This window comes from Agreia sp. VKM Ac-1783 (assembly GCF_900177765.1).
Classification (GTDB): Bacteria; Actinomycetota; Actinomycetes; order Actinomycetales; family Microbacteriaceae; genus Agreia.
Window position 1 is genome coordinate 753,522 of sequence record NZ_FXWI01000001.1, and the last position, 25,018, is coordinate 778,539.

General features: G+C 66.7%; 23 protein-coding genes. 11 read left to right on the forward strand and 12 right to left on the reverse strand.

All coding sequences use genetic code 11. The features are described 5' to 3' along the window. Window positions 1-63: 63 nt before the first annotated feature. The 4 genes from CCK87_RS03555 to CCK87_RS03570 form a co-directional block, all read right to left on the reverse strand. On the reverse strand, window positions 64-2,823 hold the full coding sequence (locus CCK87_RS03555) for a molybdopterin-dependent oxidoreductase (RefSeq protein ID WP_086460084.1): 2,760 nt from the start codon (window positions 2,821-2,823) through the stop codon (window positions 64-66). Next, window positions 2,820-3,638 carry an FAD binding domain-containing protein gene (locus CCK87_RS03560; protein ID WP_086460085.1) on the reverse strand — a complete coding sequence of 273 codons (819 nt, stop codon included), beginning with the start codon at window positions 3,636-3,638 and terminating at the stop codon, window positions 2,820-2,822. Before CCK87_RS03560 ends, CCK87_RS03555 begins: the two co-directional genes overlap by 4 nt. A gap of 119 nt (window positions 3,639-3,757) precedes the next feature. After that, on the reverse strand, window positions 3,758-4,516 hold the full coding sequence (locus CCK87_RS03565) for a FadR/GntR family transcriptional regulator (protein WP_086460086.1): 759 nt from the start codon (window positions 4,514-4,516) through the stop codon (window positions 3,758-3,760). A 111-nt stretch (window positions 4,517-4,627) separates the two neighbouring features. Further along, window positions 4,628-7,804 carry a right-handed parallel beta-helix repeat-containing protein gene (locus tag CCK87_RS03570; protein ID WP_212638184.1) on the reverse strand — a complete coding sequence of 1,059 codons (3,177 nt, stop codon included), beginning with the start codon at window positions 7,802-7,804 and terminating at the stop codon, window positions 4,628-4,630. Window positions 7,805-7,962: 158 nt separating this feature from the next. On the opposite strand from CCK87_RS03570, the gene CCK87_RS03575 reads away from it, so the two are divergent. After that, window positions 7,963-8,313 carry an SdpI family protein gene (locus CCK87_RS03575; protein ID WP_086460087.1) on the forward strand — a complete coding sequence of 117 codons (351 nt, stop codon included), beginning with the start codon at window positions 7,963-7,965 and terminating at the stop codon, window positions 8,311-8,313. Between the two features lie 20 nt (window positions 8,314-8,333). On the opposite strand, the gene CCK87_RS03580 is transcribed toward CCK87_RS03575, so the two are convergent. From CCK87_RS03580 to glp, 4 genes are read right to left on the reverse strand one after another with little or no spacing between them, the layout of a single operon-like run. After that, window positions 8,334-8,831, reverse strand: coding sequence for a molybdenum cofactor biosynthesis protein MoaE (locus tag CCK87_RS03580; RefSeq protein WP_086460088.1), 498 nt, complete (start codon window positions 8,829-8,831; stop codon window positions 8,334-8,336). Next, complete coding sequence (locus CCK87_RS03585) at window positions 8,821-9,327, reverse strand: MogA/MoaB family molybdenum cofactor biosynthesis protein (protein ID WP_086460089.1); 507 nt, start codon at window positions 9,325-9,327, stop codon at window positions 8,821-8,823. The genes CCK87_RS03580 and CCK87_RS03585 overlap by 11 nt, the downstream gene beginning before the upstream one ends. Continuing rightward, window positions 9,324-9,803, reverse strand: coding sequence for a cyclic pyranopterin monophosphate synthase MoaC (moaC, locus tag CCK87_RS03590; protein ID WP_086460090.1), 480 nt, complete (start codon window positions 9,801-9,803; stop codon window positions 9,324-9,326). The genes CCK87_RS03585 and moaC overlap by 4 nt, the downstream gene beginning before the upstream one ends. Then, the gene (gene glp / locus CCK87_RS03595; RefSeq protein WP_249273686.1) at window positions 9,796-11,088 is read right to left on the reverse strand and encodes a gephyrin-like molybdotransferase Glp; all 1,293 of its coding nucleotides are present in this window, start codon (window positions 11,086-11,088) and stop codon (window positions 9,796-9,798) included. The genes moaC and glp overlap by 8 nt, the downstream gene beginning before the upstream one ends. 174 nt (window positions 11,089-11,262) lie before the next feature. Here glp and CCK87_RS03600 point away from each other — a divergent pair, with 174 nt between their 5' ends. The 7 genes from CCK87_RS03600 (at window position 11,263) to CCK87_RS03630 (ending at window position 15,811) form a co-directional block, all read left to right on the forward strand. Beyond that, window positions 11,263-11,604 (forward strand): hypothetical protein, encoded by a 342-nt coding sequence (locus CCK87_RS03600; protein WP_140162760.1) that lies wholly within the window; start codon window positions 11,263-11,265, stop codon window positions 11,602-11,604. Between the two features lie 41 nt (window positions 11,605-11,645). After that, window positions 11,646-12,050 carry a TOBE domain-containing protein gene (locus CCK87_RS03605; protein ID WP_086460093.1) on the forward strand — a complete coding sequence of 135 codons (405 nt, stop codon included), beginning with the start codon at window positions 11,646-11,648 and terminating at the stop codon, window positions 12,048-12,050. Next, window positions 12,047-12,871, forward strand: coding sequence for a molybdate ABC transporter substrate-binding protein (gene modA / locus CCK87_RS03610; protein WP_212638185.1), 825 nt, complete (start codon window positions 12,047-12,049; stop codon window positions 12,869-12,871). Before CCK87_RS03605 ends, modA begins: the two co-directional genes overlap by 4 nt. Further along, on the forward strand, window positions 12,871-13,674 hold the full coding sequence (locus tag CCK87_RS03615) for an ABC transporter permease (RefSeq protein WP_086460094.1): 804 nt from the start codon (window positions 12,871-12,873) through the stop codon (window positions 13,672-13,674). The genes modA and CCK87_RS03615 overlap by 1 nt, the downstream gene beginning before the upstream one ends. Further along, window positions 13,671-14,396, forward strand: a complete 726-nt coding sequence (locus CCK87_RS03620) for an ATP-binding cassette domain-containing protein (RefSeq protein WP_086460095.1) — start codon at window positions 13,671-13,673, stop codon at window positions 14,394-14,396. Before CCK87_RS03615 ends, CCK87_RS03620 begins: the two co-directional genes overlap by 4 nt. 73 nt (window positions 14,397-14,469) lie before the next feature. After that, complete coding sequence (gene moaA, locus CCK87_RS03625; protein WP_086460096.1) at window positions 14,470-15,570, forward strand: GTP 3',8-cyclase MoaA; 1,101 nt, start codon at window positions 14,470-14,472, stop codon at window positions 15,568-15,570. Window positions 15,571-15,583: 13 nt separating this feature from the next. Continuing rightward, window positions 15,584-15,811: a MoaD/ThiS family protein gene (locus tag CCK87_RS03630; protein WP_249273687.1), complete on the forward strand. Its 228-nt coding sequence runs from the start codon at window positions 15,584-15,586 to the stop codon at window positions 15,809-15,811. 93 nt (window positions 15,812-15,904) lie between these two features. Here CCK87_RS03630 and CCK87_RS03635 read toward each other — a convergent pair whose 3' ends face one another. The 4 genes from CCK87_RS03635 to CCK87_RS03650 all read right to left on the reverse strand — a co-directional run bounded on the left by CCK87_RS03635 (window position 15,905) and on the right by CCK87_RS03650 (window position 19,419). Continuing rightward, entirely contained in the window at window positions 15,905-16,477 is a 573-nt protein-coding gene (locus CCK87_RS03635; protein WP_086460097.1) for a DinB family protein, read from the reverse strand. Between the two features lies 1 nt (window position 16,478). Further along, window positions 16,479-16,874, reverse strand: a complete 396-nt coding sequence (locus tag CCK87_RS03640) for a hypothetical protein (protein ID WP_086460098.1) — start codon at window positions 16,872-16,874, stop codon at window positions 16,479-16,481. Between the two features lie 136 nt (window positions 16,875-17,010). Further along, window positions 17,011-18,036: a hypothetical protein gene (locus tag CCK87_RS03645; RefSeq protein WP_086460099.1), complete on the reverse strand. Its 1,026-nt coding sequence runs from the start codon at window positions 18,034-18,036 to the stop codon at window positions 17,011-17,013. Window positions 18,037-18,189: 153 nt separating this feature from the next. Next, on the reverse strand, window positions 18,190-19,419 hold the full coding sequence (locus CCK87_RS03650; protein WP_086460100.1) for a ThiF family adenylyltransferase: 1,230 nt from the start codon (window positions 19,417-19,419) through the stop codon (window positions 18,190-18,192). Between the two features lie 89 nt (window positions 19,420-19,508). Here CCK87_RS03650 and CCK87_RS03655 point away from each other — a divergent pair, with 89 nt between their 5' ends. From CCK87_RS03655 to CCK87_RS03665, 3 genes are all read left to right on the forward strand, one after another. Next, window positions 19,509-20,387, forward strand: a complete 879-nt coding sequence (locus tag CCK87_RS03655; protein WP_086460101.1) for an endo alpha-1,4 polygalactosaminidase — start codon at window positions 19,509-19,511, stop codon at window positions 20,385-20,387. A gap of 79 nt (window positions 20,388-20,466) precedes the next feature. Beyond that, window positions 20,467-24,042: a chromosome segregation protein SMC gene (smc, locus tag CCK87_RS03660; RefSeq protein ID WP_086460102.1), complete on the forward strand. Its 3,576-nt coding sequence runs from the start codon at window positions 20,467-20,469 to the stop codon at window positions 24,040-24,042. Next, window positions 24,039-25,010: a hypothetical protein gene (locus tag CCK87_RS03665; RefSeq protein ID WP_086460103.1), complete on the forward strand. Its 972-nt coding sequence runs from the start codon at window positions 24,039-24,041 to the stop codon at window positions 25,008-25,010. The genes smc and CCK87_RS03665 overlap by 4 nt, the downstream gene beginning before the upstream one ends. Window positions 25,011-25,018 lie beyond the last annotated feature (8 nt).

The window sequence follows — 25,018 nt, forward strand, 5'->3', positions numbered from 1 at the left end:
TTCGCGCGCAACGCGGTGGTCGTGCCACCGCGCTCGGCGAGAACTCCCGCGCTTGCCGAGCGACTAGTCCTGCAGCAACCGCCAGATGCGGTCGCGCGACATCGGCAGCTCCATCGGGCGGCGGCCGATCGCGTCGGTGATCGCGTTCGCGAGGGCAGGGGCGACCGGGTTGTAGGGCGCCTCGCTCATCGACTTGGCGCCGAACGGCCCGAGTGGATCGTGGGTGTCGGCGAAGTACACCTCGGTGACCGGCAGATCGGAGAGCTGGGGGATGTGGTAATTGCGCAGAACGGTGGTGAGCACCGTGCCTTCGCCGTCGTTGATGATCTCCTCGTAGAGCGCCGTGCCGATCGCCTGGGCTACGCCGCCCTCGATCTGACCCCGCAGTTGAGCCGGGTTCAAGACGAATCCGGCGTCGGCTGTCTGAATCGACTGAAGGATGAGCACCTCGCCCGTGAGCGTGTTCACTGCGACGCGGAACGCGTGCACGTTGAACGCGATCGAGCGCCGAGCGCCGTCTTCGTTCGCCGTGACGGTCAGCCCCTCGGCGCCCACGAGTTCGGCGACCGACAGCCGGTGCTCTGCCGAGACGAGTGTGCCGTCGTCGAGCGTCCACGCATCCGGCGCTGTCTGTGTGCGCTCTGCGGCGAGTTGTCGCAACTCGCGCGCGAGTGACTCCGCGGCGGCGAGCACAGCCTTGCCGGCGACGACCGTGCCGGCAGAGCCGAACGCGCCGGTGTCGTAGCGCGCGGAATCGGTGTCGCTCTGCTTGACCCGGATGCGCGCGGGGGTCGTCGACAGCGCGCTCGCGGCGAGCTGGGTATGCACCGTGGTGGTGCCGTTGCCGAACTCCGCGGTGCCGACACCGACCGTGTAGCCACCGTCGGCATCCGCCGTGACGGTGACCTCGGAGAAGTGGCCGCGCGGAGGCATCGTGGCGATCATGGACGAGGCCATGCCCTCGCCAACCCGCCACTCGGAGCCGCTCGGAGCAACCGCGGAGTTGCCCCTCGCCAGAGCCTGTTCGGCCAGATCGATGCATTGGTCGAGTCCGTAGCCGCCGAGAATCAGATCGTCGCCCTCGACATGGGTGACGATCAGGGGATCGGAGGGCCCGACAGAATTGAGCCTGCGCAGCTCGAACGGATCGATGCCGATGAGGCGCGCCAGGTCGTCGAGCGCCGATTCGATGGCGAAGATCACCTGCCCGAGTCCGTACCCGCGGAAGGCGCCCGACGGAAGGTTGTTCGTGTAGACGCAGCGGGCATCCACCCGCTTGTTCGGCACGTTGTACAGGCTCACCGATTCTGAGCACGAGTGGTACATGGTTCCCGGGCCGTGGTTTCCGTAGGCGCCGGTATCGGAGAGCAGCTCGACCTTCAGCGCGGTCAGCAGGCCGCCCGCGTCTGCGCCGAGCGTGACCTGCACCTCCATCGGGTGCCTCGTGGGCGACAGGGTGAACTCGTCTTCGCGAGTGAACTCGTATTGCACCGGCCGACCGGTCGTGAGAACGGCGAGGCTCACGATGTCCTCGGTCAGAATCTCCTGTTTACCGCCGAAGCCTCCGCCGACTCGCGCTGTGAACACGCGCACGGTCGAGGGGTCGCGATCGAAGAGACGGCAGATCTCGGTCTGCACCAGGAACGGAACCTGCGAACTCGTGCGCAGCACCAGCCGCTCGTCCTCGTCCATCCAGCCGATCGTGGCGTGGGTTTCGAGGTGCGTGTGGGCCACGCGCTGGGTCTGCCACGTGCCGGTGACCGTGTGCGCTGCCTCAGAGAGGCCCGCGGCCACGTCGCCATACTCTCCGTGCAGCTCGGCGACCAGGTTGTGCGTGGGGTCGACGATGCGAGAGGTGGTGCCGTTCTTGTCTCCGTGGATGCTCGGGGCGCCGTCGAGCGTCGCCAGGTGCGGGTCGAACACGGCCGGCAACACCTCGTAGTCGACCTCGATGAGTCGCGCGGCAGCCTCCGCGGTGCCGACCGACTCGGCCACGACAGCGGCGACGCGTTGTCCGCGGAAGCGCACCACGCTGTCGAGCACCAGCGTGTCATCCGGGTCGTCGAGCCGGGACTCGTGCCGGGCGGTCGAGAACAGGGTGTCGGGGGAGTGCTCGTGAGTGAGCACGGCGTGCACCCCGGGCAGGGCGGATGCGCGACGCGTGTCGATGGCCGTGATTCGTGCGTGCGCGTGCGGCGAGGTCAGCACGACGAGATGCAGAAGCCCAGCTACCGCGACGTCGAGCGTGAACGGTTCTTGGCCGCTGACCACCCGCTCGGCGGCCGGCGCCGAGACCGAGGTTCCGATGGATGCGCGCGGCCCGGTCTTGATCACCGGCGTCGTGCGCGGTTCCGGCGCCGCGACGCCCGGCTCGAGCTCGACGCCGCACGCGTCGGTGTGCACGTGGTCGATGGCCTCGTGGATCGCGCGGTATCCGGTGCACCGGCAGAGATTGCCCTTCAACAGGCGCGGCAGTTCGGCCAGATCGTCGTCATCGAAGGTCGATGCGGTGACGACCATGCCCGCTGTGCAGAAGCCGCACTGGAATGCGGCGTGATCGACGAATCTCTGCTGCACGGGTGAGAGGTCACCCGGCATGCCGAGCCCCGCGGCGGTCGTCACGTCTTTTCCTTCGGCACGGAAGGCCGGATACACGCACGAGTGCACGGGAGTGCCGTCGACGAGCACGGAGCAGGCACCGCAGTCTCCGGTGTCGCATCCTTTCTTGACCTCGAAGTGCTGCTGGTCGCGAATGAAGGTGCGCAAGCTCTGGCCGGCACGGGGCTCCGAGTCGAACTCTTCGCCGTTGATCGAGAACGTCATCGAGATGCCTCCGTGAGCTCGAGCCGGATCTCCTCGCCCAGCAATGCGCTGACCGCGCGCCGCCAGTCGGCCGCGCCATGCGCATCCGTGAACCAGGTGTCGATACCTTCGATCGCGCTGCGCAGGTCGGATGCCGTGGGCAGGCCGGCGAAGCGCAGCTGCTCTGGGCGCACGGTCGCGGCCGACACCGTGAGCACGAAGCTGCCGTCGACGGGGTCGAGCCGGCCGATGACGACAGCTCCGCTTCGACCGATGGCCGAGAGGGCGATCTTTCGGTATGCCGTTGCGGAGCCGAGTGATCGGGGGGAGACGTGGAGTGAACGCAGCACGTCGCCGGAGCCGAGAGAGGTGGTCGTATTGCCCGTGACGAGCTCGCTCACGGGCAGCCGCAGCTCGCTGCCGTCGGCTCTCCAGATCAGCGCCTCGGCATCGAGCGCACTGAACAACGAGGTCATGGGCCCGGCCGGCAGCGCGGTGCAGATGTTGCCGCCCACGGTGGCGACGTTCCAGACCTTGAACGAGCCGAACAGGGCGGTGCAGCACTGATAGAAGAGGGGGTGGGCACGCCATGCGTGGTCGTCGGGCAGTCGGGAGAGCTCGGTCAACGTGGTCGTCGCGGCTACCGTGAGCCCTTCGTCTGTGACCTCGAACGGCGCCCAGCCGAAGGTCTGCAGGTCGACGAGAGTGTGGATGCGGGGGTCGGGCTCCGCGAACAGCACCGTTCCGCCGGCCAAGGGCACGGCACCCTCGCCGAGCTCTCGGAGGTCTGCCCGGCTTCTGGCCGGAACGACCCGGTTCACGGTGTTGAGGTCCATGTACGTCTCCTCGTACCGAATGATTGCGGTGGTGCTGGGTTCCAGTACACCTCACCCATGTGTCGAGCGTGTAACTCACCGCGCCGGACACGCTGTGGTGTGTCGCCGGCGGCGGTCGCTCAGGTTTCGCGGCGGGTGGGAAAGCGTCGTCGTTGCCATGCATCGATGATGTGCGAACGCATCGCCTGCTCCGCTCCTGCGACGTCGCCCGTAGCGATCGCTTCGTAGACGCGGCGATGTTCGTCGAGCGTGATCTGATGCGCGTCCGACGTCTGATGTCCGAGGAACCGGGCTGACTGACGCGCCCGTGTGAACAGAATTTTCGTGATGTTGCTGGCGAGTTCGTTGCGCGAGAGCGTCATGACGAGAAAGTGGAACCGCAGATCGGCGTCGGGAAACTCGTCGAGGTCGTCGACGGTGCGCTCCATTTCTTCGAGGGACGACAGCACTTGAGCGATCTCGTCGTCGGAGTGATGCGATGCCGTAGCGGCGGCCATCGCCCCCTCGAGCGCTCCGCGGATCACCGCGAGGTCGTCGAGGACACCCAGCGAGTCGTCGTTCTCGAGCATGACAGACAGGACGACGCTGTCGAGGATGTTCCACGACGTGGTCGGCTCGACGATCGTGCCTCGACCGGGGGTGGAGGTGATCAGCCCTTTCTCTTCGAGACGCTTGACCGACTCGCGGATGACGGTACGGCTCACCCCGAAGTGCTGCGCCAGACGTTCCTCCGTCGGCAACGCCTCACCCGGAGCGACTTCGCCGGTGACGATCTCCGTCACGAGGTCGTGAACGACAGCCACTCCCAGTCGGGCGGCGGGCACGCGGGGCGCAGAGCTGCGCAGTGCCGGAGACGCCGGCGCGGGGTCCACGGTCATGCTGTCAGCCTAAACCTGCCACACACGCTTCCCCTGCACGCCGGTGGCGTGCGGTGACGAGCACGAAGGATCCCTCGCTCGGGACTCGAGCGAGGGATTCTTCGTGAGCGATCAGTTCAGTGTGAACGTCACCGTCTCGGTATTGCCGGCCACGTCGTAGACGACCAACGTGTTCTCACCGGACTTCGCGCCGAAGACGCCGGGGGTCACGAAGTTCACATCTGACCACGCGTTGTTCGACAGATCCTTGACGACGCCATTGAGCTCGACCCTGTCGATCAGTCCCGTATCGAAGAGCTTGAAACTGACTTTGTCGTAGCTCGACCCGGTGGCCACGGTGAACTCCGGACCGTCTTTCACTGTCGCCTTCGGCTTCGTCGCGTCGATTGTGAAGGCGAACTCGCCCGTCTGTGAGACATTGCCGGCGAGGTCGTGTGCGTTGTACTTCACGGTGTAGGCGCCGTCGGGCAACTCGACCGTTGCAGAGTGGCTTGCCGTTGTGTCACCTGCGATCGCCGACTGCGTGCTCTTCACGAGCGTTCCGTCTTTGTAGACGTTGGCGACGATCTGAGCGAGCCCGCGGTCATCGGTCGCATCGACCTGAACTGCAAGCGTTCCGAACGGCCCCGCCGAGGTCGGCGAGACGAGCGTCACCTCAGGCTTGACCGTGTCGGTCTCGACCGTCAGATCGCTGAACACATTGATCGCCGACTGGGCGGCATCGTGAGACGTCGAGAAGATCCCGGCGTCCTCCACGGCCTCGGCACCGGTGAGAGTCACCGCGGTGCCCACCTGTGCGTAGTTGGCTCCGTCGTACGAATAGAACGCGCTCACAGCGTCACCCAGACGTTCGAGTTTCACCCAGATGGGACGGAAGGTGTTGACGCTCGCCGTCGACGAGTTGTCGAGGTATCCGTCGCCATCGGCGTCCCAGTGGAAGACGACGCCGTTACGTGGCGTCACCGCGACAACGGCGTAACCCGCTGACGCACCGGGAGCCGCCATGTCGTTCCGCATCATGACGCCGGACTTGGCCCATCCATTCGCGTCGCCGACGGTGTCGATTCGCGCCGAGACGTTCGAGGCCGCCGTGATGGCGTCGGCCTGGTAGATGGCCCCGTACTGGTCGTCGCGCTGACCTCCGCCTCCCCAGACATCGGTACCGGTCGCACGAATCGCGAACTGCTCTCCGGATTGGGCGAAGAACGAGTCCTGTGCCGAGGATCCGCTCGTCGAGTAGGGTGCCGCGACGGGCTCACCCGAGCTGCCGCAGTCCGGGTTTTCAGAGAACAGGTTGCCGTTGAGCGCCGTGCGGCGCTCGGGATCCACACCCGCGGCGCAGATGACCTCGTGCGCTGCCGTCGGCCAGTTCGTTCCCGAGACCTGCTCGTTGTCGACGATCACGTTGCGGTTGGCCTCGGCGTTCGGTATCTGAGCGCCGCCGGAGTTGTACCAGTTCTGCGTGATCTGGTTGTCGCTGGTATTCGTCGCGTTGTAGGCGTTCGTGAACAACCAGGGGTTCGTTCCTTGCAGCACGTTCTGCCGATAGGTCGTCGACCGTGTTCCCTCGTCGAGGTACAGCCCGACCCCCGACACGTTGTACAGGTAGTTCTTCTCGGTGACCGAGCCCGGGCTCGCAGACAGGTTGTAGATCGACCCGCCGTCGGCGAACTGCGACTTGGTGTTGTGCACGAGGTTGCCCGCGACCACGTTGTCCTTCAATGTCGTGGGTGTTTCGTAGCGGGTGTTCCAGTTGTAGTAACCGCGCTTCGTGTACTCGCCGGATCCGCCTGCATCGTTCATGCCCCAGCCGTAGCCCGTGTCGATGCCGTCGTAGGCGACGTTGGCGACCTCGTTGTTCTGGATGTGGGCGTTGGTGACGTAGGTGCTGAGGATGCCCGAGTTGTCTTTGTATTCCACGGCCGCGCGAGAGACGGTGTTGTCTTCCACGGTGACGTCGTGATTGAGCATGCGCGGGTCGCTCGGGTGGTGCGCGTCAGCGCGGTTTCCACCGACGAAGACGCCATGACCGCCCACCTCGGCGAAGCGGTTGCCGATGACGTCGATGTTGCTGACGCCGAGGCCCACACCGCTGATGGTCGCGTTCTCGTCGTTGCCGACGCCAAGAGCAGACGAGCCGAGGTTGGTGAAGAAGTTGCCCTCGAACCGCACGTTCGACGCCGCGGAGACCTGCACCGCCGCGGGCTGCTGGTACCAGCCTGTGCGCGCACGCTCGAACTGCTCGCATCCACGCGAACAGCTGGTGAACGCGACAGCGGGTCGGTAGTCGTAGGTGCCCTTCATGAACGACCCGTTCTGCTGGGTCGCGTAGCCGTCTTCGTTGGGACCGAGCCACGAAGTGCCGGTGAAGGTGATGCCCTCGAACGTCAGGTTCTCGAGCGGCTTGTCGTAGGTTCCTCCGATGCTCATCAGTGCCTCGACTCGGGGCAGCTCGACATCGAGCCCGTTCGGGTCGACGCCTGCTCCGGGCTTGTAGTACAGCTGGCCGGCCGAAGGATCGACGTACCACTCGTTCATCTCGTCGAGGAAGGAGAGAGAGTTCGAGAGCCAGTAGGTCGATCCGCCCAACAGTGCGTACTGAGGCGTGTCCCAGCCCCACGTGTTGTTGTCCCAGGCCGGTTGCTTCATCGTGACCTTGTTGCCGGCGATCGACTCGACGGGGGAGTACCGATAGGTGAAGTCGCCCTTCGCCTCGAAGTCGATTCGATCCTGCTGCGGCACGTCGTTCAAGAACGCGAGGTTCTCGTTCGTCAACGTGATGCCCGACGCATCCATCGCGATGTCTGCGCCAGGGATCTGTCGCGATGCCCTCTGCGCGAAGACCCCGTTCACGTAGAGCTGTCGGGTATCGACGCCCTGCGGGGTGTCGGCCACCCAGATGCCTGCGTCGGCGTCATGCACGCGCCAGTTCGTGACAGGTTGGGCGCCAGAGATGATGGGATGAGCTCCCGCCGCCGCCGCCCAGCGCACCGAACCGTCGGTACCGCCGGCGTCCTCGGCCCGGAACTCGAGCGGGTCTCCGACGCGGTAGACGCCGTCGGCGAGTTCGACGGTGATGTCTGTTCCGCTCGCGGCGACGAGATTTCGCACCGTGTCCTTTGCCGTAGGGAGCGCGCACGGTTGCGCAGATGAACACGCGTCGCCCGAACCGTCGGGGGAGGCGTAGATGGTGTTGGTGCTTGCCGAAGCGGGACTGGCGACAGCGAGCGATGTCGCGAGAACACCGATCACCGTCAGGGCAGCACCGCGAAGAGAGCCGATCGTCATTGGTGACTCCTAATCAGGAGGGCCCGTCTACGCCGCGTCGTCCGAACACGGCACTGTGCAACGGGACACACCCGAAAGGGGGGTGCGCTCAAACATCATACAAATGATGTTTGCGGAACGGCAAGGGTGTTGTGCGGACCCGGGTGAAGAATGGAGAGATGGAAACGCAGGATCCTATTGCCGCGCTGGTTATTCTCGGCTGGTTGTCCGCCGGCCTTCTGGCGTTGATCGCCGTGATCTGCCTGGCTGCCAAGCGCGGGTCGCTCACCGTCAATCCGATGGTGGGACTCCGTCTTCCTTCGCTCATGCGCGACGAGGAGTCGTGGCGAGTCGGCCACGCGGCTGCCCTGATGCCGGCCCTTGTCGCGCTCGTGCTCGCCGTGACGTCCGATCTGATCGGGCTCGTGGCGTTGCCGGCCTACTGGGTCGCGATCGCCACGTTCGTCGCCGGTCTCGTGGCCATCGTCATCCGAGCATCGAGGGCGGCCGGACTCTCCTCCGGCGTGTAGAGACGCACCCCAGCAGCACCTCAGCCGAGCGCGGCCACCCACTCCGTGGAACCGTCGGTGAAGCCCTGCTCTTTCCAGATCGGCACGCGCGCCTTGATCTCGTCGACGAGCGCGGCGCACGCGGCGAAGGCAGTGCCGCGGTGCGCCGATGCGACGGCGCACGCCAGTGCCACATCGGTGATCGCGAGATCTCCGACGCGGTGCGCCGCGGCGATCGTCGTGCCCGGGTAGGCGAGGGCCGTCTCGGCGACGATCTCGCGCAACACGGCGTCGGCCGTCGGATGCGCCGAGTACCTCAGCCAAGTCACGCCCTTGCCCTCATCGTGATCGCGCACCACCCCCGCGAACGTCACGACCGCTCCGGCGTGGTCGTTCTCGACGGCAGCGACGCACTCGTCGACGGTGACCACCGCATCCGTTACTCGCGCGAAGGCGACCACGGCGGGTGCAGACTCGCCGAAGTCGCTGCCCGACTCGGGTGTGGAGTGCGTCGGTGAGGAGCGGATGTCAGCGCTCATGGTCGCCTCCGTGCAGTTGATCGATGACATGGTCGAGAAGCTCCTCGAGCACGGCGAGTCCGTCTCTTACTCCTCCGGTCGAGCCCGGAAGGTTCACCACGAAGGTTCGGCCGCCCGCGATTCCCGCGTGCCCTCGGGTGAGAGAGGCGAGCGGCGTCGATTCGGCCCCGCGTCGGCGGATCGCCTCGATCACTCCCGGCAACTCCCGCTCGAGCAGTGGCAGCGTCGCCTCCGGCGTGCGGTCGGTGGGATTGACCCCGGTGCCGCCCGTCGTCACGACGAGGTCAGCGCCCGACCCGACGGCATCCTGAAGTGCGGCGACGACCTCGTCGCCATCCGGAACCACCTGCACGACCGGATCTGCCCACCCGCGCCGTCGCAGCCAGTCGGCGATCACCGGGCCGGTGCGATCGTCGTAGACGCCGGTGGCGGCCCGGGTCGACGCAACGATGACGCGGGCTCTGCGCTCGCGGGGTTCGGCGGCACTGCTCGTCATTCGACGGTCCAGTCGCCCGACTTGCCGCCTGATTTGGCCGTGACCCGGATGTCGGTGATCACCACGTGCTTGTCGACCGCCTTGATCATGTCGTACAGGGTGAGCGCGGCGACGGACGCCGCGGTCAGCGCCTCCATCTCGACGCCGGTGACTCCTCGAGTCTTCACCGTGGCGGTGATCACGATGCGGTCGTCGCCGGGTTCGAAGTCGATCGTCGCTCCCGAGAGGGGCAACGGATGGCACAGCGGGATGAGCGACGATGTCTGCTTGGCCGCCATGATTCCGGCGACCCGCGATACGGCGAGGGCTTCGCCCTTCGGCAGCTTGCCGGCAAGGAGGAGCTCGAGCACGTCGGGGCGGGTGACGACCGTGGCCACCGCGCTCGCGCGCCTCGACGTCTCCGCCTTATCCGTCACATCGACCATCAGCACCGCGCCGTCGGCGCGCACGTGGGTGAGGGCGGGTTCGTCAGTCATCGATTCTCCAGACGTCGACCGGGTCGCCTGCGTCGGCGTGGCCGAGCCCGACCGGAAGGTGAACAAGGGCGGTCGAAGCCGCGTAGGAATGCAAGAGGTGAGAGCTCGGCCCGCCGACGAGTCGCACGCGACCGTCGGTGTCGATGGATGCGCGGCGCACCTGATGCTTGTCGACGGGCGAATCGACGGACTCGGCCAGGGGGAGGCGCAGCACCTCGCGTTCGACACGGGTAGACCCGGCAAGGCGCCGAAGCGCGGGGCGCACGAACATCTCGAATGAGATGAGCGCACTCACCGGGTTGCCGGGGAAGGTCACGACGGGGATTCCGCTCGGATGCCCGGCCGCCTCGACGAGCCCCAGCCCCTGGGGTCCGCCCGGCTGCATGGCCACATGCGAGAACTCGACGCCGAGCGGGCCGAGCGCGTCGCGCACCACCTCGCGCGCGCCGGCGCTGACTCCTCCGACGGTGATTACGAGATCGGCCGTCGGCGCACCCTTCTCGATGATGTGCAGCAGATCGGCCGCATCGTCGGAGCGGCACGGCCAGGCGACGACCGTGCAGCCCGCATCGATGAGCGCCTGGCTCAAGACCGCGCTGTTCGAGTCGTAGATCTGGCCCGGTTGCAGGGCCGTGCCCGGTTCGCGGATCTCGTGGCCGGTGGCGATGAGCAGAACCCGGATGCGGCGCAGCACGTCGACCTTCGTCAATCCTGACGCCGCGATCACTCCCAGCTGGGCCGGGCCGAGCATGGAACCCTCCGGCAGGAGCAGCTCGCCCCGCGCGACGTCGCTTCCACGGCGCCGAACGAACTCGTCTGCACCGGGAGCCGACGTGAATTCGACGGTCAGTGGCGAGCCGCCGTCGGTCTCTGTGGCCGAACGGAAATGCGAGGGGATAGCGCGCTCGATCGGAACGACGGCGTCTGCGCCGGCGGGCAGGGGAGCCCCCGTCATGATCGGTGCAGCGGTTCCGGGCTCAATCGCGGAGATCGTGTCTCCCGCGTTGATCTGGGTCTCGACGCGAAGCCGCACCCCGGCATCCGGGGTCGCCCCCGACAGCTCGGCCGCCCGAACGGCGTAGCCATCCATCTGCGAGTTGTCGAACGGCGGAAGGTCGCCAGGCGACACGACATCGTGGGCGAGTGTGCGTTGCCTATAGGCGTCGGGCGCCGCGGCGATGCGGGAGGCGGAGAGGGAGATCGTCTCGACGGCACGATCGTGACCGAGGGGCGCCAGCAGCTGCCGCACGGCGGCGGCGTGCTGGTCGAGCGAGCGTGAGGCCATGCACTCATTCTCGCTCATCGGCCCCGCAGCGGGCGCGGGCGGGCGACCGAAAATCTGGAGCACGCCCCGAAGGTGGGGGTGACCGGCCGCACGACTGGCCCCTAGGGTCGACACGACGGCGTCGCCCGGTCTTCTCGACTCGCTTGCCGGTCCGGAGCCAACGAGGAGTAACGAATGTCATCTACCGCATCTGCATCGACGCAGTCTCTATCGAATCCGTTGAGGGTGGTGACCATCGTCTTCACCGTGCTCGCCTCGATCGGGCTGGTCGCGGCGGTGGTTCTCGTCGTCGCGACGATCGTGGCGCTGGGCGACGCGAGCGACGACGCGGCGTGGTACCTCGGATTCTCCGTGATCGCGTCGGTGCTGAACCTGGTGGCAGCGATCGTCGCGCTGATACTCGGCATCGTCGGACTCCGGCGAGTCAGAAACCGGATCTCGTTGATCGCGCTCGTGGTGGGTGTGGCGGTTCTCGTGGTGCTGGTGGCGCAGCTGATCATCGCGGCCGCGCCCTAATCGTGCGCTCCATCCGCTAATGAGTCACTAAACTCGCTTTTGTGACGCAAATTCGGATCAGAGACGCCGCGCTCTTTCTCGGTATCAGCGATGACACCGTTCGGCGCTGGATAGAGAAGGGCGTGCTCGACTCGTCGCTCGACGAGGCCGGGCGCAAAGTAGTCGACGGTGTCGACCTGGCGCGTCTGGCGCAAGAGAACTCGGCTCATTCGGTCGACCCGTCCGATATGAAGAGCTCGGCGCGCAATCGTTTCGTCGGCCTGGTCACCCGCGTGACGAGCGACCGGGTGATGAGCCAGGTCGAGCTGCAGTGCGGACCCCATCGCGTCGTGTCGCTCATGAGCACCGAGGCGGTTCGCGACCTCGACTTGAAGCCCGGCTCGGTCGCCGTTGCCGTGATCAAATCCACCAACGTCATCGTCGAGGCATCCAGGAGTACGTCGTGAGAAAGGTCGTCCTCTCGGCTCTCGCCGTCGTCGGTGCCGTGAGTCTTCTCGCGGGGTGCGCGTCCCCTTCGACAGGCTCAGGGAACGAGGCATGGTCAGGGAACGAGACAGGCTCAGGGAACGGGTCGAGTGAGACCCCGGTCGTCGACCAGACGCTTACGGTCTTCGCCGCGGCGTCGCTCAAAAGCACCTTCACCGAGCTCGCGTCCGAGTTCGAGAAGTCGCACCCCGGAGTGACCGTCTCGTTGACCTTCGCAGGCTCGGCAGATCTGGTCTCCCAGATCATCGAGGGAGCGCCGGCCGACGTCGTCGCATTCGCTGACGAGAAGAACATGGCGAAGCTGAGCGACGCGAAGCTGATCCGAGGCACACCGCAGCTCTTCGCGAGCAACACCCTCGAGATCGCGGTACCTCGAGGCAACCCGGCTGACATCACCTCCTTCCAGGATCTGACCAAACCCGACGCGAAGGTGGTCATCTGCGCCGAGCAGGTTCCCTGCGGCTCGGCGACGACGAAGATCGAACAGGCCACCGGCATCACGCTCAGCCCCGTGAGCGAGGAGTCCGCCGTGACCGACGTGCTCGGCAAGGTCTCGTCGGGCGAGGCGGATGCCGGACTCGTGTACGTGACCGACGTCGAGGCTGCCGGCGACGCGGTCGAGGGCATCACTTTTCCCGAGGCGGCCGGGGCCGTGAACAAATATCCGGTCGGAGTCACGGTGGGGGCCGCGCAGCCCGAGCTCGCAGCAGAATTCGCGACCCTCATCGCCGGGGCTGAAGGTCAGACGATCCTCGCCTCCGCGGGCTTCGCCAAGCCGTAATGTCCGAACGCGTGCGGCAGCGCTCCACTCTCGGCGGCATCCCTGCGTGGGTTGCCGTTGTCGCTGCTGTCGGGGCACTGCTCATCGTCGTTCCGATCGTGAGTCTCGCCACCCGCGTCGACTGGCCGAACTTCGCGGTGCTCGTCACCAGCCCCTCATCTCTGGCTGCGCTTGCGCTGAGCCTGCGCACGTCGGTCGCGAGTACCGCGCTGTGCGTTCTGCTCGGCGTTCCTCTGGCGCTCGTTCTCGCGCGAACGAGCTTCCCCGGCAAGCGCATTCTCCGCGCGCTGATCCTTCTACCTCTCGTTCTTCCGCCGGTCGTCGGAGGCATCGCGCTGCTTGCGGCCTTCGGGCGACGAGGGCTTCTCGGCTCCTCGCTCGAGACGATGGGCGTGAGCATCGCCTTCTCGACCGTCGCCGTGGTGCTCGCGCAGACTTTCGTCGCGCTGCCCTTCTTGGTGCTGAGCCTGGAGGCGGCCCTGCGTGCGGCCGGATCGCGGTACGAGGCCGTCGCATCCACACTGGGTGCATCGCCCAGCAGCGTATTTCGCCGGGTGACCCTGCCCCTGGTGCTGCCCGGCCTGGTCACCGGGGCGGTGCTCGCCTTCGCCCGGGCGCTCGGCGAGTTCGGTGCAACTCTGACTTTCGCGGGCAGCCTCGAGGGCGTCACGCGAACCTTGCCGCTCGAGATCTACCTGCAGCGCGAGACCGATCCCGATGCGGCCGTGGCCCTGGCCCTGGTGCTCGTCGTCGTGGCGGTCGTCGTGATGATCGTCACCTACGGGCGCAGGGAGATTCGATGAGCCTCGATGTGCACGCGGTCGTGGAGTCCGACCGGCTCGATGTGCGCTTCTCGCTCGACGAGGGCGAGACGCTTGCTGTTCTCGGGCCGAACGGTGCCGGAAAGTCGACCCTCCTCGACGTTCTCGCCGGTCTTCTGAGGCCGGACTCGGCGCACGTTCGCCTGGGCGAGAAGACGCTGGTCTCGACCGGCCATGACGCTCGCGACGTCTGGGTGTCGCCGCACTCCCGCGGTGTCGCGCTGCTCGCGCAGGAGGCTCTCCTCTTCCCCCACCTCACCGTGCGTGACAACGTCGCATTCGGCCCTCGCAGCGCGGGCCGTGACCGGGCCGAAGCCCGGCGCATCGCCGAGCATTGGCTCGAGCGAGTGGATGCTACGGGGCTGGCCGATCGGCGCCCTCGTCGGCTCTCGGGCGGCCAGGCCCAACGCGTCGCGGTGGCCAGGGCGCTGGCGACCGAGCCGAAACTGCTGCTGCTCGATGAACCGTTCGGCGCCCTGGACGCGGCTGTGGCTCCGGCGATGCGACGGCTTCTGTCTGAAGTGCTCGCCGAGCGCACGGTGGTGATGGTCACCCACGATCCGCTCGATGCCCTCGCGCTCGCAGACAGGGTAATCGTTCTCGACGGTGGGCGGATCGTCGAGCAGGGCGCCGCACGAGAGGTGCTTCTGAATCCCCAGACCGAGTTCACTCGTCTCTTGACGTTCGGACTCGGCGCAGTCTGACTCCTCCATTTTCCGACAAACGTCGGGAGCCGAGGCACGGGCCTGACGCCGAAGGACGACGTAGGCTGGGTGAATGAGCATCACGCTCGGCATGCCGACGATCCCGATCCGCGGCACGACTGTGACGTCTGGCCAGCCGCAGGCATCCGATCGCCCTGCCGTGCCCGGCCTGCTCGACCGCTTCGGTCGCACGGCCACCGATCTGCGCATCTCGTTGACAGACAAGTGCAACCTGCGCTGCACCTACTGCATGCCCGCCGAGGGCCTGCCGTTCCTGGCTGGGCCCAAGCTCCTGACCCGCGAGGAGATCGCGCGTCTCGCCCGCATCGCCGTACGCGAACTCGGAGTGCGTCAGATCCGCTTCACGGGCGGCGAGCCGTTGCTGCGCAAAGACCTCGTCGAGATCATCGAAGACTGCGCGGCCCTCGAGCCTCGTCCCGAGATCTCTCTCACAACCAACGCGATCGGACTGAAGAGTCGCGCGGAGGCGCTCGCCGCTGCGGGACTCGACCGCGTCAACGTGTCGCTCGATTCGATCTGCGCCGAGACCTTCGCCACGATCACCCGGCGTCCGTTCCTCAACCGCGTGCTCGAGGGCATCGATGAGTTGCGCACCGTGGGCCTCGAGCGCACCAAGATCAATGCCGTGCTGATGCCGGGCATCAACGACGACCAGGGCGTCGAGCTGCTCGAGTGGGCTCTGGCAGGCGGCCATCAGTTGCGCTTCATCGAGCAGATGCCTCTGGATGCCGACCACTCGTGGACGCGCGACGGCATGATCACCGCCGCCCAGATCCGCGAGAAGCTCGAGGTGCGCTACGTGCTCACGCCCGATGAGGCTCCGCGCGACGGTGCCCCGGCCGAGCTGTACCAGGTGCGCGAGAAGTCCGACCCGACCGGTGAGGTGCTCGGCATGGTGGGAATCATCGCGAGCGTCACCGAGAATTTCTGCGACGACTGCCGCCGCACGCGCATCACCGCCGAGGGCGGGGTTCGCAGCTGCCTCTTCTCCGAGGGAGAGACCGACCTGCTCGCGCTGCTCCGCGGAGGAGCGACCGACGAGGAGATCGCCGACCTCTGGCGTGCGGCCATGTGGGCGAAGCCATCCGGGCACGGCATCAACGCCTCCGGCTTCGAGCAGCCGGCCCGCTCCATGAGTGCGATCGGCGGCTGAGATGCAGGTTCAGGTGAGGTACTTCGCCGCGGCCAAGGCTGCAACGGGTGTAGCCGAAGAGACGCGTCCGATCGGCGACAGCCACACGATCGGCGCTCTGCTCGACGAGCTCGGCGACAACCCTCGGGCCGTCTTCGCGCGCTGCTCGTTCATCCTCAACGAGGTCTCCACCACCGATCGCGACATCGTGCTGAAAGACGGCGACCGCCTCGACGTGCTGCCCCCGTTCGCCGGCGGCTGACCTTCTCCTCACGAGTAGTAGTACCCCGCGCGGACTGGTGGTGCAGGTGTGCCTGTACCCACTGTCCGTAGCGGTACCTGCTGGTGGCCGGAGCTACGCGCGGCGGGCCTCAGCCTCGATCAACGCGCGGTAGGCCGCCCACTCCTCGACCGAGCGCGCGGGAACGTTCGGGTCTGCAGCCCGCAGGCCCACCTCACCATCGATGCCCTCGCGAAGGATATCCGCGTGGCCCGCGTGCCGGGCTGTCTCCGCGATCACGTGCACGAGGATCTGGTGCAGCGTCACGTGGCGCTTCTCCGGTTGCCACCACGGCACCTCGCCCACCGCGTCGAGGGCGAGCGCATCGATCGTGGCGTCGCTGTGCGCCGCCGAGTAATGGTGGAACTCGATGATCTCGGAACGCGACTCGGCGGCGGGCACCCACATGTCGGCGTCGTCTGCCGCATCCTCGGCCAGCCAGGGAACCGCGCGATCGGCCGGACGAGCGAACGTCACGCCGAAGTAGTCGAGCTGAACGCTCGCCACGTGCTTGATCAGACCGAGAAGGTTCGTGCCCGTGGGCGTCAGCGGTCGGCGGGTGTCGTAGTCGCTGAGCCCCTCGACCTTGAGGAGCAGGCTGTCGCGTCCGCGCCGCAGGTAGTCGTGCAGAATCTCTTTGTCGTTCATGTCACTGGAAGACGCTGCGGACGATGAGAGTGCGACCATCCGCGGCCAGATGCACGGTGCTCCGGAACGTGTCTTGTGAGAACGCAGCGTCGAGAGCAGGCGAAGCGAGGTACGGGCCTTCTGGCACTTTTTCGTCTAGAGGCGACTCGACCGTGGGCGTGGTCGTCGTCTGCGTCACCTCGTATTCCCCGACGATCTTCTGCGCGTCGGCCTCGGGGAGGGTGACGATCGCGTCGATCCAGTAGATCGACGGCCCGGGCACAGAATCATCGCCCAAAGTCCCGGAAAGCCAGGTGGCCGACTCTGCGCCCGTCAGTAAGTCAAAGCGTGAGGTGAGAGGTTCGAGGTCGGTGCGGAGTTCTCCGGTGCCGCCGCGCTTCATGGTCGTCTCGGTCATTGTCGGGGTCTCCGGGGTTCGCGAATTGGCGTGAGGGGGAGCGATGGCACAACCGCCGAGCGCGAGGCTCAAGACTGTCACCAGCGCGGCGGCCGCGATAAACGCGGATGCGCGTGGCCACTGCATTCTCTGAGCGTCAACGTTCACTTGGCTTCTCCGGTTCCGAGATCTGGCCCGAGGTCGGATCCCCGACAGTCCAGGTGACTGTTCGAGTCACCGAGCCCGAGCTGTCGAATGGCTTCGCCCAGCCGAGCTCCGTGAACCTGCCGTTCGCGTCATCGGGTTGACCGGAAGCGATATCACTTTGTCCGGCATTGAAGTTGTATCGATCTTCGGCGTGAACCGTCACCGTCATCGTCACCTTATCTCCATCGACGGCGACATCCGCGCTGCTCCACTGCTGGTAGGCGCCGATGGTCTTGGTCCAGTTTTCGGTGGTGGGGTATGCCGAAGACGCCGTGGGTGCGCCGGTGAACTCGAAGATGCTCTGTCCGGATTTGATCAACTCCTCGGCCGCCGCCTGCGCCCTGGTGATCTCCCCGTCGACGTTGTCGGCGACATGGGAATCCTCCCTGACCGCCTCCTCGTAGTCGAACTCGAAGGGGTCGCCGTTGTTGTCCCAATAGTGTCCGTACGCGTCCATCGCATCGTCGAGGTCAGGCCTTAAAACGCCCGCTCCCGCGAGCCTTGCCTTCCAGGCGGCCGCAGAAGCGTAGTCTCCCGGCCCTGGATCCTTGGAGTCGTATTCGAAGTCTTCGTCCCACGCGATATCCGGTCGTGAGGGCGGCCCGATCGTGTACTGGCCGTCGGACGTCGTTGTCGGCGAGTCGCCCGAACCGGATCCCGTGCCGAACGACGCCGGCGTCGCGTTGCTCGATGAGCTCGAACCGGATCCGTCCTGGCTGGCCTGATCCTGCTCGTCAGCATTGCGCTTCAGAGTCTCGGTGGCAGTGGCAAGCCGTTCGCTTGCTCTCTGGAGTCCCGGCGCGAGTCTGCTGTGCCACGCGGCGGTGAAGTCGGCCCCATCGGGCCCGTCCCACGCCGACTGACCGATGCTCTGCGACAGTAACGCTCGAATAGCCGCGAGCTGCTCGCTGCCGCCCTCGACAGTACGCGCGAGGCTCCGAAGTTCGGCGACGTCCGCTCCAAAGAATCCAGACACATCGGCCCCTTTCCGCCCCCACTTTCGTGCGACTCTACTCAGGCCGCGGGGTGTGGTCTATGGGCACAACTCCCCATGCCGCCGTCTCGATCATGCCCTCAGACGACATGACGACTGCGCCTGCGCAGATCATCGACGCACGACAGCGGCGCCTCAGTACCGGGCCTTGTCGGGCTCGATCTCGGTGACCCAGGCGTCGACTCCACCACCGAGGTCTGAGATGTTCGACCAGCCGTTCTGCGCCATATAGTCGCGGGCCTGGCCGGAGCGGCCGTCGTGGTGGCAGTAGAGGATCACCCGGTCGTCCTGGGGCATCTTCTCGCGCGCCTCGTCACTGAGCAGCTGGCTCATCGGAATCAGCTCCGAGCCCTCGATCGCCACGATGTCGCGCTCCCACGGCTCGCGCACGTCGACCAGTACGAAGTTCTGCTCGCCTCGTTCGCGGGCGTCGAGCAGGGCCTTCAGCTGGGCGGGGGTCAGCCGGTCGGCAGACGGCTCGGGCTGGGCGGTGGATGCGTCGGGCTGGGTCACGGGGGTGCCTTTCGTTTGCGGGGTGTCTGTTGCGGGGGAGGATGAGCTGGCCGCGCGCTCACGCGGAGCCGCGCCGCGAGCGGCCGGGCCGAAGCGGATCTCGCGCCACGTCGCATCCAGGCCGTCGTGCACGAGCAGCCGGCCGAGCAGCAGCTCGCCAAAGCCCAGCAGTAGTTTGATGGTCTCGGTCGCCATGACCGAGCCGATCGAGGCGCAGATCGAGCCCAGGACGCCGGCGGTCGCGCACGTCTCGCCCTCGTCGGCCTCGGGTTCCTCGGCGAAGAGGTCTCGCACGGTGACGCCCTGGCCGAGGGAGGCCGGGGGCGCAGCCCAGAAAACGGTCGCCTGGCCGTCGAAGCGCAGCACCGAGCCCCAGACGTAGGGCTTGCCCAGGAGTTTGGCCGCGTCGTGGGCGAGGTACCTGGTCTCGAAGTTGTCGGTGCCGTCGACGATCACGTCGTAGTCGGCCACAAGGGCGAGCACGTTCGCCGACGTCAGGCGCGTCACCAGAGGAACGACGTCGATCAGCGGATTGAGCTCGGCCAAGGCATCGGCCGCCGCGACGGCCTTCTGCCTGCCGACGTCGGCGGTGCTGAAGAGCGTCTGGCGCTGCAGATTGGAAGGCTCGACGGTGTCGGAGTCGACGATTCCGATCGTTCCGACGCCCGCTGCGACCAGCGAGGTGAGAATGGGCGAGCCCAGCCCGCCCGCGCCGAGCACGAGAACGCGCGAAGCCTTGAGCCGCCGCTGTCCGTCCATGCCGATCTGAGGCAGGGTGAGCTGGCGCGAATACCGGCTCAACTCTGCCGGGGTCAGCGCGGCTCCGGGGGAGACGATCGGGGGATGAGTCATTCCTTTTGGAGTGTCCAATCATTCGGGGAGGCCGCGCCAGCACGGATACGAGGCGGCGGATCAAGCGTACGCCGCCTAGCATGAGCGCTATGCGGAGCTTCGACAAGACAGTGCTGACGGCGATCGTCGCAAGTGTTGCACTCGTCGGTCTCCTCTCGGCCTGTTCTGCTGAATCGGAGCCAGACGCTGTTCCCGACCCAGCAGGTAGTGGGTACCTTGTCGCGACATCCGACGCCGTCACGTTTCCCCCATTCGGCCAGCCCGCCGACTATCAGCTCGGCGGCAGCTACGACGTCGATGACGCGGTGAAGATGGTCGCGCGAGACAGCACCTCCGAGCCCGCGAAGGGCGTGTACTCCATCTGCTACGTCAACGGGTTCCAGTCCCAGCCCGGCGACGACGAGCGGTGGAGCGTGGACAACCCCGACCTCGTGCTGCGGGATGACGACGGGCAGGCCATCATCGACCCGAACTGGCCCGACGAATTCATTCTCGACACCTCGAGCCCTGAGAAGAGACAGCGCATCTCGCGCATGATCGGCGCCTCGATCGAGACCTGCGCCGACAAGGGATTCGACGCCGTCGAGATCGACAACCTCGACACGTACTCGCGCAGCGACGGGCGCCTCGGCGTCGACGACAACCTGGCGCTCGCGAAGCTCTTCGCCGACCGCGCTCACGGTCACCTCATGGCGATCGGGCAGAAGAACTCGGCCGAATTGGGTGGGCGAGGACGCGCGGAGGCAGGCTTCGACTTCGCCGTCACGGAGGAGTGCGTGCGGTTCGAGGAGTGCGGCGCGTACGCCGACGTCTACGGCGATGCGGTCGTGGACATCGAATACACAGACGACCTCTCGGCCCCGTTCGACGAGATCTGCGCATCCGACGACCGGCCCGCCACCACGATTCTGCGCGACCGCAACCTCGTGGCGAAGGGCGAAGCCGACTATGCGTTCGAGCATTGCTGACGAGCCTCGCCCCCGGTTCCGCGCGGGTTCGGTACCGTAGAGCAATCACGGGCAGTCAGAACGAAGCGGAGGGTCTCGGGTGTATCTCAAGAGCCTGACCCTCAAGGGCTTCAAGTCGTTCGCTCACCCCACCACCTTCGCCTTCGAGACGGGTGTCACCTGCGTCGTCGGACCGAATGGATCGGGCAAGAGCAACGTCGTCGACGCCCTCGCCTGGGTCATGGGCGAGCAGGGAGCTAAGACCCTGCGCGGCGGCAAGATGGAAGACGTCATCTTCGCCGGCACGGCCACCAAGGGCCCGCTGGGCCGGGCCGAGGTCATCCTCACCATCGACAACTCCGATGGGGCCCTGCCGATCGACTATTCCGAGGTCACGATCAGCCGCACGCTCTTCCGCAACGGGGGCAGCGAGTACGCGATCAACGGTGAGGGCTGCCGACTCCTCGACGTGCAAGAACTGCTGAGCGACTCGGGTCTCGGGCGCGAGATGCACGTGATCGTCGGTCAGGGCCAGCTCGACGCCGTGCTGCACGCGACCCCCGAAGGGCGTCGCGGGTTCATCGAAGAGGCCGCCGGAATTCTCAAGCACCGTCGCCGCAAAGAGAAGACGCAGCGCAAGCTCGAGGCGATGCAGGCCAACCTGACGCGACTCAGCGACCTGGCCGGCGAGATCCGTCGTCAGCTCAAACCTCTGGGCCGCCAGGCCGAGGTCGCCAAAGAAGCGCAGTCGATCGCCATGGTCGTTCGTGACGCCCGAGCCCGACTTCTCGCAGACGAGGTCGTGACGCTGCGCACCGCGCTCTCAGACCACGGACGCACAGAGAACGAGCGACGCACCGAGCGCATCGTGCTGCAGGAGCGACTCGAACAGAACCAGCTTCGGGTGGCACGAATCGAGAGCGCTCAGGTCGGCGACGCCGTCGACATCGCACGGCGAACCAGCTTCGGCCTCGAGTCGGTGCAGGAGCGCCTGCGTGGGCTCTTCACCCTGGCGAACCAGCGGCTCGCGCTGCTGGGTTCGGATGCCGAGGGCACGGCCGCCGGGCCCACCGTCACCCCGCAGATGGTCGCCGATGCGGCGGACGAGATCGTTCGGCTTCGCGGCGAGGTCGCCGCGGCCGAGCTGGCTCTCACCGCAGCGCAGGCCGGCTCCGTGACCGCGCGCTCGGCGCTCGACTCGGTCGATGAGGAGATCGCGGCGCAGAGCGCCCTCGTCTCGAGGCATGACCTCGAGATCTCTAAGCTGCAGGGTCAAGTCGATACGGCGAACTCACGACTCGCGGCCGTTCGGGGCGAGGTGCTGCGCCAGACCAACGCCCTCGAGGCCGCGATAGCGCGGCGCGAGTCGGCGCAGGCCGAATTCGCCCTGCTCGAGGCCGAGGCCGCCGTCTCGGGCACATCGGAGACCGATCTCGACGAGGCCTACGAATTCGCCCAGGCCCGACTGTTCGAGGCCGAAGCCGAGATCGAGGTCTTGCGCGAGACGCTGCACGGCCACGAGCGCGAACGAGACGCGCTCGCGGCCAGAACGAGCGCTCTGACGCTCGCCCTCGATCAAAAAGACGGCACCACCGACCTGATTGCGGCGAAAGTTCCGGGCGTTCTCGGTCTGGTGGCCGACAACGTCACCGCCAAGCCCGGCTTCGAAGCTGCGATCGCGGCGGCCCTCGGCACCTTGGCCGACGCGGTTCTGGCCGAGACACCGGATGCCGCGCGCACGGCTATCGATCTGGCGCACAGTGACGAGCTCGGCCGGGTCGAGATCGTCGTGGCCGACCCGTCCGAATCCGCTGCCGCAGGCGACGGCGCCCCCTCGCCCATCGCATCCGATGCCACCGGGGTCGTCGCGGCCGTCGACGTGATCACGGCGCCCGCCGGAGTGCGTGGTCTGCTTGCCCGAACGCTGATCGTCGACGACCTCGCAACGGCCCGCGAGGTCTGGCCGACGGTGTCGACGCACGCGGGAGCCACTCTCATCACGCGATCGGGCGATGTGCTGACCGAGTACGTGCTGCGCGGAGGATCCGGCGCCAAGCGCAGTCGCATCGAGTTGCGTGCCGAACGCGACACCGCGTCGGTGAGCCTCGACGAGACGCGCTCGTTGATCGAGCGGGCCAAGTTCGCCCTCGCCGAGCAGCGTGCAATCGTGCAGGTCGCGAAGGAGCAGTCGGCGAATGCCCTCACAGCGCTGCGCGAGTTCGACTCTGCGCTCGCTGCTCAGACCGAGAAACTCGCCCGGCTCAAGGCTCAGCTCGACGCATCCACCGGCGAGTTCGATCGGCTCAGCACGGCGCTCTCGGCGTCTGAGGAGACCGTCGCGCAGGCCGAGCGGGCTGCGGCGACGGCGAAGGAGGAGCTCGAGACGGCGCAGTCACGCCCTCGGCCCATGCTCGACGTGAGTCAGCGCGATGCCTTGTATGCCGAGCTCGAAGGTGCCCGGGAGCGGGAGATCGGGGCGCGGCTCCAGCTGGAAACCGCCCGCGAGCGGGTACGCGCCGAGGAGGCTCGTCGATCGGCGCTCGAGAAGCAGGTCGAAGCAGACCGTGCCGCGGCCGAGGAGGCTGCGCGGAGAGCCGTGATTCGTCGTCGTCAGGTCGAGGCCGCGACCGATGTCGTCGAATCCCTGCCTGCCGTGCTCAGCTCGGTAGAGGCGTCGGTCGCCGAGGCGCGGCTCGAACAGGGCCGGGCCGAGGCGGAGCGTGCGGAACAGAATCAGGAACTACTCGCCCTGCGCCGCGACGAGGCGGCACTGCGTGAGCGTCTGCAGGCGATCACCGAGAACGTGCACGGTCTCGAACTGCAGATCTACGAGAAGAAGCTGCACCTGTCGAGCGTGCTCGAGCGCGTCGGCAGCGAGCTGGGTCTCGTCGAAGATGTTCTCGTCTCCGAGTACGGCCCCGACCAGCTGATCCCCTCGGATGCACCGCTCCCTGAGCCTGTCGAAGGTTCGCTCCCTGAGTCTGTCGAAGGGCAGCCCGCGGGCATCCCCTTCGACCGCGCGCAGCAGCAGGCCCGACTGGCGAAGGCTGAACGCAAGCTCGCGGAGCTCGGCCGGGTGAACCCTCTCGCGCTCGAGGAGTTCGACGCGCTCGAGCAGCGGCACAAGTTCCTCACCGAGCAGCTGACCGATCTCACGAAGACTCGCACCGACCTGCTCACGATCATCGATGAGATCGACGTGAAGATGCAGGTGATCTTCGACGAGGCATTCACCGACACCAAGGCTGCCTTCCAGGAGGTGTTCCCGATCCTCTTCCCGGGTGGAACGGGCAGCATCAGTCTCACCGATCCGACGAATCTGCTCACCACCGGCATCGAGGTCTCGGTCAAACCCGCCGGCAAGAAGATCGAGCGGCTCTCGCTGCTGTCGGGCGGCGAGCGATCGTTGGCCGCTGTCGCGCTGCTGATCGCGATCTTCAAGGCCAGGCCCAGCCCGTTCTACATCATGGACGAGGTCGAGGCGGCCCTCGACGACGCCAACCTCGGCCGGCTGCTCACCATCTTCGAAGACCTGCGAAAGACGAGTCAGCTCATCGTGATCACGCACCAGAAGCGCACGATGGAGATCGCCGACGCCCTCTACGGCGTGTCGATGAGGCAAGACGGAGTGTCTGCGGTCGTCGGCCAGCGCGTCGGCGACAACCAGCCGGCATGATGCGGTCGGAGCCGGTGGAGCCCGCCGCCGTTCTGCTGAGACAGACGGTCGTGCTTCTGGTTGTGACCGTGGTGCTCGCCTCCGTCTCCCGAGCGCTGGACGGCAGCTTCGTGGGCGGTCTCGACTCCGGAACATTCGTGGCCGTCGTGCTGCCGCTGATTCTTCTCCAGGTCGTCTTGGCGGTCGTGCCGGTTACGGCGGTACTGCGTTCGTGGTCTTGGGGGCGATGGCCTCAGCGACTCCACCCCGCGTGGCCGCTTCTCGGAGTGCTCGTCGGTAGCGCACTTTTCATGTGTGCGTATCTGCCCACGATCTCCGAGGTGGCACACGGCCTGTCGGCGGCTCCCACCGACATCCGTTCTCCTCTGCGCGCGTTGGTTGTGCCCGGTTTTCTTCTGGCCGCGTTCTCGGCGATCAATGTCACTCCTCGACGGTGGCGTGAGATCGATCTCGGCGTCGAGCGACGTCGGCGTCAGCGCAACGAATCGGAACACGAGGAGATGCCGCCGCTGATCCTTCTGCAGTTCGGCGTCATGGTCGCGGCTATCGTCCCCTATTTCTTCATCGTCGATTTGGCCAGCGACGGTCAGCTCGGGGCGACGAATTGGATCACGTTCGTGCTCATCGGCGCCGTAGCCAGCGTGCTGGCGGGCGGGTTGGGTGCCTTCGTCGTGGGACTTCCCCTCAGGCTTCTGCGTCCCGCGCGTCGATGGTGGTTTCGCCACGCGCCGGTCTTTCCCGCGATCGCGGCCGTGGGATTCGGCGTTCTCGCGGTGTCTCTCCTTCCCGGATTCTCGCGCGGCGAGATGGGCGAGGAGCCGCATGTCTGGTTGTGGCTGCCTGCGACCTCGTTGCCCGAAGTCGGATTCGCCCTGGTTTCTTTCGGCGCTCTGCACACGATTCCACCTCGTCTTCGACGACGGAATGGCGCGTCCGATGCTATTAATTGGACTGCGTCTATTAAATAGCTAGACTG